Genomic DNA, 6,522 nt, shown 5'->3' on the forward strand with positions numbered 1-6,522 from the left:
CCCCGAACCCGCCCCCGGACACCCAGCCTTCACCGACCCGCAGCACGCCTGGACGTGGCTGGACGCCCAGGACCCGCTGGTGCGCCCCCTTCTGGACGCGGCATCCCGCGCCGGGCACCGGACGCTGGTGTGGCGCGGCGCCCTGGCCCTGTGGCCGCTCGTCCTGCGCCGCCGCGACTACCCGCTGTGGCTGTGGCTCTACCGCCTCGCCCTCGCCGCGGTACGCCAGGACGCCGGTGCCCCGCCCGCCGCCCTGCGCGAGGTCCTCAACAACCTGGCGATCGGCCTGCGCGGCGTCGGACGGTACGACGAGGCCCTCGACCTGCTGCACGAGGCCCTCGCCAACGCGGCCGGCGACCCGCACCCCGGCGCGACCTTCTCGCTCGCCCAGCACCTGCACGACATCGGCGCCACCCACGTCGAAGCCGGGCGCCCCGCGGCGGCACTCCCCCCGCTGGAGGAGTCCCTGAGGCTGCGCCACGAGCTCGGCTACGAGCGGGGCGTGGCGCTCACCCGGATCGTGCTGGCGGGCGTCCACGCCGACCTCGGCGAGGTCCGGCCCGCGCTGGCGCTGCTGCGCCGGGCCCGCACCGCGCTGGCCGGCGAGCCGCTGGAGGCGATGCGCGCACTCGCCTGGACCGGCCACGTCCTGACCCGCGCAGGGCATCCCCTGCTCGCCGGCCGGGTCCTGGCCCATGCCCAGGCCCGGGCCGAGGAGCTGCGGCACGCCCTGTGGAGTGCCCGGCTGCAGGAGTGGCGCGCTCTCGCGGCCGAGGCCGCGGGCCGGAAGGCCGCCGCGCGGCGGCTGCTTCGGGCCTCGCACGCCGCCTACACCGCGGCCGCATCCGGCTCCGACGTCCGGCGGCTGACCCGGCATCTGGACCGCCTCGCCGCCCGGACCGGCCCACCGTCCCGCTGACCGTCCCCCGTACCCCCTGTCCTCGTCGTGATTCTGGAGCAGCTCGTGTCCCGCCCCCGCTCACCCCAGCGGCCGCCGACCGCGGCCCCGGCCGCCCTCGTGCCGGTGCCCGGCATCCCGGCCGGCACACGGCCGTCCCTCGACCCGGCGGCGCTGCCGCCCGGCCCCGGCGCCGAGGTCCCGGGCGCCGCGCGGGCCCGGATCGTGGCCGAGACGACCGGGCTGCCGGTCGCCCTCCTCGACGGCGCAGCGGCGCCGTTGGAGATCGACGCCTCCGTCGAGCCGGCGGACGGCCGAATCCGGTACACCGGCACCACCACCCTCTATCCCGCTGGCGTGAGCGTCTGCGTCAGCGCCTACCGGCCGCACGCGGTTCCGGCCGGGGATCCGGCCGAGACCCAACGGGCGACCGTGGCCAGCGGTCTGTTCTCCGTTCTCACGGTGGTTGTCGACGGGGTGGCACTTCCCGCGACGGGCTGCCGCACCCGGCGCGGCGGGCCGATGCGGAGCTGGACCGTGTACGTGGACGGGTGGCTGGTGACCGTGCGCGGCGCCGTGCCCGCCATGAAGGCCGTGCGGCTCGTGCGCGCCGGGATGCCGCCCGGCCCCGGGAGCCGTACGTCCCCCGCCGCCCGCATCGCCGACAACCGCGCCCCGCTCGGTCTTGTGGACGCGCGGTGACGGCGGCCGTGGGCACGACGGTGCGCAGCGGGCCGCCGTCCGGCGCGTCGTCGCTGGAGCTGGTCCGGTATCTGGCCGGCCCGCTGTCCGTGGAGGGGGTTGCCGAGGCTCTGGCACGTCCCGTCGCCGGGGTGAAGGAATCCATGGCGGTCCTGTGTCAGGCCACGGGTGCGCGCAGCCGTGTCGAGCTGGTTGCCGACTACGCCTGGGCCGGTCACCTGTCGCCGCGGGACCTCGGTGTCCGCGACCTCGCGACGGTGCACGGCCTTTCCGGCGGGATGCGGCTGCTGCTGCGGCTGACCGCCGCCGGCCTGTCCGACCGGGCGGTCGGTCACGAGACCGGCGCTACCACGATCACGGTGCGCCGGCGCCGAGAGGGGCTGCGCTGTGTCCTGGGGGTGGCCAGCGACCACCAGGCGGTGGGACTCGGCTGCCTGGCCGGCGTCGTGCGCCGCTCGGACATGCCCGAGCGCCGGTTCGTGCGTGCGGTCGTGCCGGTGGCGGAGCACCTGCGGCCGCTGGCGGTGCTTGCGCGGCGGGAACTGGCCGCCGAGGGTCGGGCGCTGGTGGTCCTGCCGCGCTGTGAGCAGGCGCGCCTGGCCGCCGCTTGCGCCGCTCTCGCCGGTGGTCGCCGCCGGGTCCTCGTCCTCACGGTGCCGGGTGAGCGCTGGGAGCACGACCTCGCCGTCCTCGCCGACGCCCACCGGGAGGCGGGGCAGGTCCTGGCGGTACTGGACAAGGCGGAGGCCGCCCGGCTGCCGCTGCCCCCCGGCGTGGTGGTGGCCACCGGGCCGCGCGCGGTGCGTGCCCTCGCCGGCACGACACTGCCCGCGGTCCTCGTCGCCACCCCGGCCGGCCTGCCCGCCCTGGAGCGGCTCCACCACGACGGGTTGTTGTCTCCCGATCTGACGATCGCCCTGGACGCCCACCTGCCGGCCACCGGCCGACGGATCGGCGGCTGCCCGCCCGCCGCCGTGCTGCACCTGACATCCGTTCCCCGATTCGTCGCCGTCGGCCGGATCGACCGTGACGGCTGCCAGCCGGGTGCCACCGGCGACCTGACGGCGGTGCTGACCCAGCGGCAGGCCGTGGAGGCCGGGCTGATGCGCGGCCACCGGCTCGCAGCGGTCGCCACCGCCCGCTCGTTCCGGCACGTGGGTCCGGCCCGGGCCATCGCGGACCTCGCCCGCGGCCACGGGCTGCGGCGCGTCGTCGTGCGCACGGCCGGTCCGACCGACTCCGTGAGACTCGCGGAGCTTCTCGGGGCGGCGGGCCTGGCCGCCGAGGCCCTGCCCGCCCGCGGCCGTGCCAGGGTCCTGGCCTGGTTCACCGGCCCCGAACCGGACACACGAGTGCTGGTCGTCGACGGGCCGCTGCCGCCCGGGCTGGGCGCCGACGCCCTGGTCCACACCCATGCCGCAGCGTCGACCGCGCACACCGCCGCCGCCGTCGAAGCAGCGCTCACCCCCGCCGGCCCCGGCGAGGGCCCACTGCTGACGGTCTCCGTCGACCGGTCCGATCACACGGGCTGGCCCGTCCTGGCCGCCCTCACCGCGGCGCTGTCCGCTCTCGACCCGCACCTGTGCCAGGACCTGGCCCGGGCCCGCACCGGGCCGGACGGCCACGACGGTCTGGAGTTCCCCCTGCCGCTGCCCGCCGGCGCCGACGAGCAGCGGGCGCGGCGGGTGTGTGCGTGGGCGGACACCACCTGGGAGGAGGAGATGACCGCCACCGCCCGGGCGGTCGCAGGCGGTCGGCCCCGGCGCGGCGTCGTCTCGCCCTCCGGCCGCCCGCTCACCTCCTGGACGCCGTCCAACGCCGTCCCCCGAACCCACCTCGCATGAAACGAGTCGCCATGCTCTCCTCCTCCCGCATCGTCACGGACGAGCCGTCCGCCTACGACACCGAGGTGCGTATCGCCCGTGGCGAGATCCTCCGCCAGGACGTGCAGGACTGGCTCGACCCCGTCGGGCGCGTCCTCGACCCCGGATTCGGCCGCACGGCCCCCACAGTCCCCCTCGCGGCGCGCATCGAGGCGCTGGCCGCGGCGACCGGCCTGCCGGTGGCTCTGCTGGACACCGCGGCGGCGCCGGACCGCATCCGAGCCCTCACAGGCGTGGTCGGCGGCCTCGTGCGCTACACCGGCGTCGAGACCCGCTACCGGGACGGCCGGGACGTGGCGGTGCGCTGGCCCGACCCGTGGGACAACCCCCCGGCGATGGAGGAGACCCGCCAGCTGGTGGAGTCCTGCCAGCTGTTCACGGACGGCCTGCTCATCGTGGACGGTTCCCAGGTGCCGGCCACCGTGCACCGGCCGGTGCGCGGCGGGGCGACCACCTGGGTCGCCGAGGTCGGCGGGTGGTACGTCAGCGCGCGCGGTGCCACGCACGACGGCACCCGAATACGGCTGGTGGGCGCCGACCGGAAACCGGGTCCGGGCCGCCCGCGCCACGACGGCGCCACCTGACCCGGCCCGTTCACACCCCTGCCACCCACCTCACCGGGACACCGCATGAACCACACCATCAACCCCGACTTCCCCTTCCTGGTCGACCCTGCCCGGCGAAGCACGGAGGCATGAGGACCGTGCCGACCACCCCCGCCTCCCACCAGGGCACCATGCACCCCTGCCTGCCCGGACCGGCCGTCGTCCTCGGCCGTCTGGCCCACCTGCTGAGCGCCTGCGACCTCACCTGGCCCGAACTGGCCGTGCGCAGCGGCCTGACCCTGGACCAGCTGGCCCCCTTGCGGGACGGCCAATGCGTCCCGTCCCACACACAGCTCGCCGCACTGCTGACCGCGGTGGGGGCCGGGGCGGAGCTCGAGGCGCTGCAGAGCCTGGCCCGGATGGACGCCGGCACCGTCACCGATCGGATGCCCGGCTGGGCCGTCCGGCTGGCCGGGGCGCTGAACAGCGCCACGGGCTGGCGGGCCGGCGGCGGCAGCGTGATCCCGCTGGGGCTGCGCACCACCGACCACCACGCCCACTGGATCAGCACGGTGCTGCCCGCCGTGCCCGATGCCGAACGCCCGGCCCTGGACGCCCTCGCGACCACGGTGGCGACGTCGGCCGGACGCCACAGGGCGTACCTGGACCTGGCGATCCTCCACCGGCCCACCGGTGGCCCCGCAACGGCCGCCGCCCAGCTCGCCCACCTCGTCGCCCTCGTCCACTCCAAGGAGGTGGACCTGCGCCTCGTCGAGGGCCCCGCGACGGGCACCCCTCTCATCGAGATCACCACGACGGCCGGAGGGCTGCTGGTGGTCGACGTCACCGCCGACGGGGCCCGCTACCGCACCGGTGACGCGGCGGCAACCCACGTGCTCGCCCTGGACACCCTCGCCTACCGCGCCTCCTGCGCCCAGGCGACGCTCAGCCAGCTGGGCACCGCAGCCACCTGGATGCACGTGCGCACCGCCCCCCGCCGGGTGCGGGCCCACCGCCCGGGAGGACACCGATGACCGCCGCCGCCCGGATCGCACCCGACGGCCCGGCCCGCCGCCGGGCCGGGGCTTCGCAGAGCACCGCCCCGTCCGGTGCGGGGGCGCGGCTGCTGATGACCGGGCCGCGCACCGCGCTCACCCCCCGGGCCCGGCACGCCGTCGGCACCGTCGCACGCGCCCTGGTGGTCCTGCAGGGCGGCGACATCGCCCGCGCCCTCGCCCGCTGGCAGCCGTTGGCGGCGCCCGGCGCCCGGCTCGTCGGGGTCCACGGACTCGGCGAACGGGTTGTTGCCGGTCGTGCCCCGGCCGGCAGCACAGTGCACGTGGACCCCGTCACCGCGGCACGCGCACTGCACGCGCCGGGCCCGGCGCTGGCCGTGGCCACGCTCGCGGGCGCCGAGGTCGTCGCCGACGCGCACCGCGCCCGTCGGCTCGACCCCTGGCAGCTGCTCCTGGTCGAGGACGTGCTGGCGCTCCAGGCCACCGGCACAGCGGCCGGTGACCTGCTGTCGGACGCCGCCGTCCCGGCGGCACGGCGTCTGCTGCAGAGCACCGTCGTCTCGATGGTCGACCCGGCCGGCCAGCTCTGGGCCGCCCGCCCCGGCCCCCGGTACGGCCGGCTGCGCGAGCTCGGCCCGGCCACCGCCCGCGGCTGGCGCCTGGAGCTGCCGCTCGACGCCCCGGCACGGCCCACCGACGGAATCGCGCGCCTGGACGCCGCCGCCCGCCTGGCCCTCGATGTCACAGCCCGGCCCGGGATCGGCCGCGTCGCGGTGTACTGCCCGGACGAGGACACCGCCGGCAGGTTCGCCGCCCGCACCCACACCCTGCACGATCCGCTGCGCCGAGGCGGGCCCCGGCCGCTCGTGCAGCTGAGCGCCGGCCAGTCCCCGTACGAGCGTGCGCGGATCCTCGCGCGCCTGGCCCGCGACAGCCGTGCCATCGTCGTGACCTGCGCGCCCCTGCCGACAGCGGTGGACGCGGTGATGCTGCTGGCACCCGGCCGGATGCCGTGGACGGTACTCGCCGCGCTCGAGCGAGGCCTCGCCCGCCCGGGGAGCGACCTGCTCGTACTGACCGGGCCACTCGAACTCTCCGCCGCCGGCCGCCGTGACGCCCATGCCGACCTCAGGGACGCCCTCGCCGTCGTCGCCGCCCTCGCCGCCCTCGACCCCCGACTGCGCCGTGCCCTGGCCCGGACCCACAGGGCGCCTACCGCCGATCCGTGGACTGCGGGCGGCGCCCTGGAGCAGGTCGTCCTGCCCCACTGCCTGCCTCCCGCCCAGCGCCGTACGGTCGCCCGCGTGCTGCTCCAGGCGGACACTCCCCGCACCCACCCAGGCGAGCACACCGGCGGCCTCCCGGGCATCGGCCCCACCTCGCCGAACGCCGACGGTCGTCCGGCACCGCCCACCACCACCTGCGCGTGCCGCGCCACCTGAGCCCCCATCACAGGCAGGACCCCACGGCCTGCCACC

Annotated in this window: 6 protein-coding genes; all 6 read left to right on the forward strand. The window is 77.3% G+C overall.

Features of this window, described 5'->3' with window-relative positions; translation table 11 throughout:
- Positions 1 to 919: tetratricopeptide repeat protein (locus ACIQOV_RS21265; RefSeq protein ID WP_401050624.1), on the forward strand; the 919-nt coding region annotated here is incomplete at its 5' end.
- 45 nt (positions 920 to 964) lie between these two features.
- Positions 965 to 1,600 (forward strand): hypothetical protein, encoded by a 636-nt coding sequence (locus ACIQOV_RS21270; protein ID WP_401050626.1) that lies wholly within the window; start codon positions 965 to 967, stop codon positions 1,598 to 1,600.
- Positions 1,597 to 3,444 carry a hypothetical protein gene (locus ACIQOV_RS21275; protein ID WP_401050629.1) on the forward strand — a complete coding sequence of 616 codons (1,848 nt, stop codon included), beginning with the start codon at positions 1,597 to 1,599 and terminating at the stop codon, positions 3,442 to 3,444. Before ACIQOV_RS21270 ends, ACIQOV_RS21275 begins: the two co-directional genes overlap by 4 nt.
- Positions 3,441 to 4,067: a hypothetical protein gene (locus tag ACIQOV_RS21280; protein ID WP_401050631.1), complete on the forward strand. Its 627-nt coding sequence runs from the start codon at positions 3,441 to 3,443 to the stop codon at positions 4,065 to 4,067. The genes ACIQOV_RS21275 and ACIQOV_RS21280 overlap by 4 nt, the downstream gene beginning before the upstream one ends.
- Positions 4,068 to 4,177: 110 nt before the next feature.
- Positions 4,178 to 5,062, forward strand: coding sequence for a Scr1 family TA system antitoxin-like transcriptional regulator (locus ACIQOV_RS21285; protein WP_401050633.1), 885 nt, complete (start codon positions 4,178 to 4,180; stop codon positions 5,060 to 5,062).
- Positions 5,059 to 6,486, forward strand: a complete 1,428-nt coding sequence (locus ACIQOV_RS21290) for a hypothetical protein (protein ID WP_401050635.1) — start codon at positions 5,059 to 5,061, stop codon at positions 6,484 to 6,486. The genes ACIQOV_RS21285 and ACIQOV_RS21290 overlap by 4 nt, the downstream gene beginning before the upstream one ends.
- Positions 6,487 to 6,522 lie beyond the last annotated feature (36 nt).

Origin of the sequence: Kitasatospora sp. NPDC091257 (assembly GCF_044757675.1) — a bacterium.
In the GTDB taxonomy this organism is placed as follows: Bacteria; Actinomycetota; Actinomycetes; order Streptomycetales; family Streptomycetaceae; genus Kitasatospora; species Kitasatospora lactacystinica.

Bases quoted from the DNA above. Each gene is read 5' to 3' on its own strand.
- ACIQOV_RS21280 (WP_401050631.1), top strand. From the start codon at position 3,441: ATGAAACGAGTCGCCATGCTCTCCTCCTCCCGCATCGTCACGGACGAG.
- ACIQOV_RS21285 (WP_401050633.1), top strand. From the start codon at position 4,178: ATGAGGACCGTGCCGACCACCCCCGCCTCCCACCAGGGCACCATGCAC.
- ACIQOV_RS21290 (WP_401050635.1), top strand. From the start codon at position 5,059: ATGACCGCCGCCGCCCGGATCGCACCCGACGGCCCGGCCCGCCGCCGG.